Genomic DNA, 2,342 nt, shown 5'->3' on the forward strand with positions numbered 1-2,342 from the left:
CGTGCGCCCGGCACCGACGGCGCGACGGCTTACGCGCTGCGGAGCCGGCTCGACCGCCGCGAGGGCGACGATTTTCTGGAGCGGCTGCACGAACTGATTCTGTGGCAGACGCGCGAATTCCCCGCAGGGCATCCCTACAACAACGTCGTCGCCATGCCCGACGACACCGCCCTGCCGCCGATCTGGCTGCTCGGCTCCAGCGATTATTCTTCGGAGCTGGCCGCGCAAGTGGGTATGGGCTTCGCCTTCGCTCATCACTTCGCGTCCCACGATGCAGTCGATGCGATGGTGCATTACCGCAACCGCTTCCAGCCCTCGTCCTGGCGTGCGAGTCCGCACGCGATCCTCGCAGTCGCGGCCATTGCAGCCGATACCGATGAGGAGGCCGAGCGGCTGGCCTGCTCGTTCGACCTCAACCGGCTGCGCCGCGACCGCGGTCAATATCTGCCGCTGCCGAGCGTCGAGGAAGCGCTGGCCTATCCTTACTCCGACTCCGAGCGCACCTCGATTCTTCGCAACCGCTCCCGCCTGTTCGTCGGCAGCCCCACGACGGTGCGGAGGAAGCTGCAGCCGCTGATCGACGCGAGCAAGCCGGACGAGCTGATGGTGATCACCGCCGTGTATGACCACGAGGCGCGGAAGAAGTCGTATTCGCTGCTGGCGGAGGCGTTTGGGCTTGGAGCAGACGTGTAAGTCGCTGCTGTGCCCCCGGACGCAGCGCAGCGCCCTTCAGCGGTGCACTGCAGAGCCGGGGCCCATCTCGCGACTGAGTATTTTGGCTTCTGGGTCCCGGCTCGCGCTTCGCGCGTCCGGGACACGAGACTAATCCCGCTGCGCTTCGCTGAACGTCGCGCGGAACGGATGGCCCGGATAGACGCCGACGATGCGGAATTCGCGCGAGAAGAATTTCAGCTCCTCGATCGCGAAGGCCAGGCCCTTGTCCTCGGGGTGGCCGTCGACGTCGGCATAGAACTGCGTGGCGAAGAAATTGCCGTCGACCATGTAGCTCTCGAGCTTGGTCATGTTGACGCCGTTGGTGGCGAAGCCGCCGAGCGCCTTGTACAGCGCGGCGGGCAAATTGCGCACCCGGAAGACAAAAGTCGTGACCAGCGGTCCCGCGCCCTGCGAGCCCCATTTCGGCTCGCGCGCCAGCACCACGAAGCGCGTGGTGTTGTGGGCTTCATCCTCGATGTCCTCTGCGAGGATGTCGAGGCCGTAGATCTTGGCGGCGAGGCGCGAGGCGATCGCGGCGACGGACTTGTCCTTGCGTTCCGAGATGTCGCGGGCGCTGCCGGCGGTATCGGCGTGCACGATCGGCTTGATGCCAAGCTTACGGATGATGCGCCGGCACTGGCCGAGCGCATGCACATGACTCTCGACGCTCCTGATGTCGTCGAGCTTGGTGCCCTTCACCGCCATCAGCTGATGCCGAACCGGGAGAAACCACTCGCCGATGATGAAGAGACCGGAGGCCGGCAAGAGATGATGGATGTCGGCGACACGGCCGGCCACCGAGTTCTCGATCGGAATCATGCCGAGATCGGCCTCGCCCGACGAGATCGCAGACAGCGCGTCCTCGAAGGTGGCACAGGGCATCGGCTCGGCGTCGGGATAGGCCTCGACGATGGCGATGTGGGAATTGGCTCCGGGCTCGCCTTGGAATGCGATTTTCAGCTTGCTCATGTCTTAAAAGTGCTCCTGCGGCGCCTTGTAGCAGCCGCTCAGGTTTTGGAAAGGATGCTGCGCGCGGTTTCCAGGTCGGGCGGCGTGTCGACACCGCGGGGCACGCTGTCGACGATCATGATGTCGATGCGCATGCCGGCTTCAACCGCCCGGAGCTGCTCCAGGCTTTCCTGACGCTCCAGCGGTGAAGGCGGCAGCGAGACGAACCGCTCCAGCGCAGCGCGGCGGTAAGCATAAAGGCCGATGTGGTGGTAGCGCGGTCCGTTGCCGTAAGGGGCTGTAGCCCGGGTAAAATAAAGTGCCCGCATGCGCCGCGGGCCGATCGGCGAGCCGATGGCCTTCACGACGCTCGGGGCGAGGTCCTCCTCCTCGGTGTGGATCTGCGAGGCCAGCGTCACGATGTCGACCGCCGGATCGGCAAAGGGCGGTAGCACCTCCCGGATGGTCTGCGGCGTGATCGTTGGGAAATCGCCCTGGAGGTTGATCACGATCTCCGCCTTGCCGTCCGGGTCGAGCTTTTGCATGGCCTCGTGGATGCGGTCCGAACCAGAGGGGTGGTCGGCGCGCGTCATCACGGCTTCGCCGCCATGGGCCGTCACGACCGAGGCGATCTCCGGCGTATCGGTTGCGACCGCGACCCGGCCGATACCGGCGGCCTC

General features: G+C 65.6%; 3 protein-coding genes. 1 reads left to right on the forward strand and 2 read right to left on the reverse strand.

Features of this window, described 5'->3' with window-relative positions; genetic code table 11:
• Window positions 1-693: MsnO8 family LLM class oxidoreductase (locus MOV75_RS34990; protein ID WP_247007625.1), on the forward strand; the 693-nt coding region annotated here is incomplete at its 5' end.
• 129 nt (window positions 694-822) lie between these two features.
• Here MOV75_RS34990 and MOV75_RS34995 read toward each other — a convergent pair.
• Window positions 823-1,683 carry a prephenate dehydratase gene (locus MOV75_RS34995; protein WP_246932059.1) on the reverse strand — a complete coding sequence of 287 codons (861 nt, stop codon included), beginning with the start codon at window positions 1,681-1,683 and terminating at the stop codon, window positions 823-825.
• 38 nt (window positions 1,684-1,721) lie between these two features.
• Window positions 1,722-2,342 (reverse strand): 3-deoxy-manno-octulosonate cytidylyltransferase (locus MOV75_RS35000; RefSeq protein WP_247007626.1); only part of this gene is annotated, 621 nt, incomplete at its 5' end.

The sequence above is a fragment of the Bradyrhizobium sp. PRIMUS42 genome (assembly GCF_023006515.1).
Lineage (GTDB): Bacteria > Pseudomonadota > Alphaproteobacteria > Rhizobiales > Xanthobacteraceae > Bradyrhizobium.

Excerpts from the sequence above, each read along its gene's own strand:
- MOV75_RS34995 (WP_246932059.1), bottom strand. The coding sequence starts at position 1,683 with ATGAGCAAGCTGAAAATCGCATTCCAAGGCGAGCCCGGAGCCAATTCC.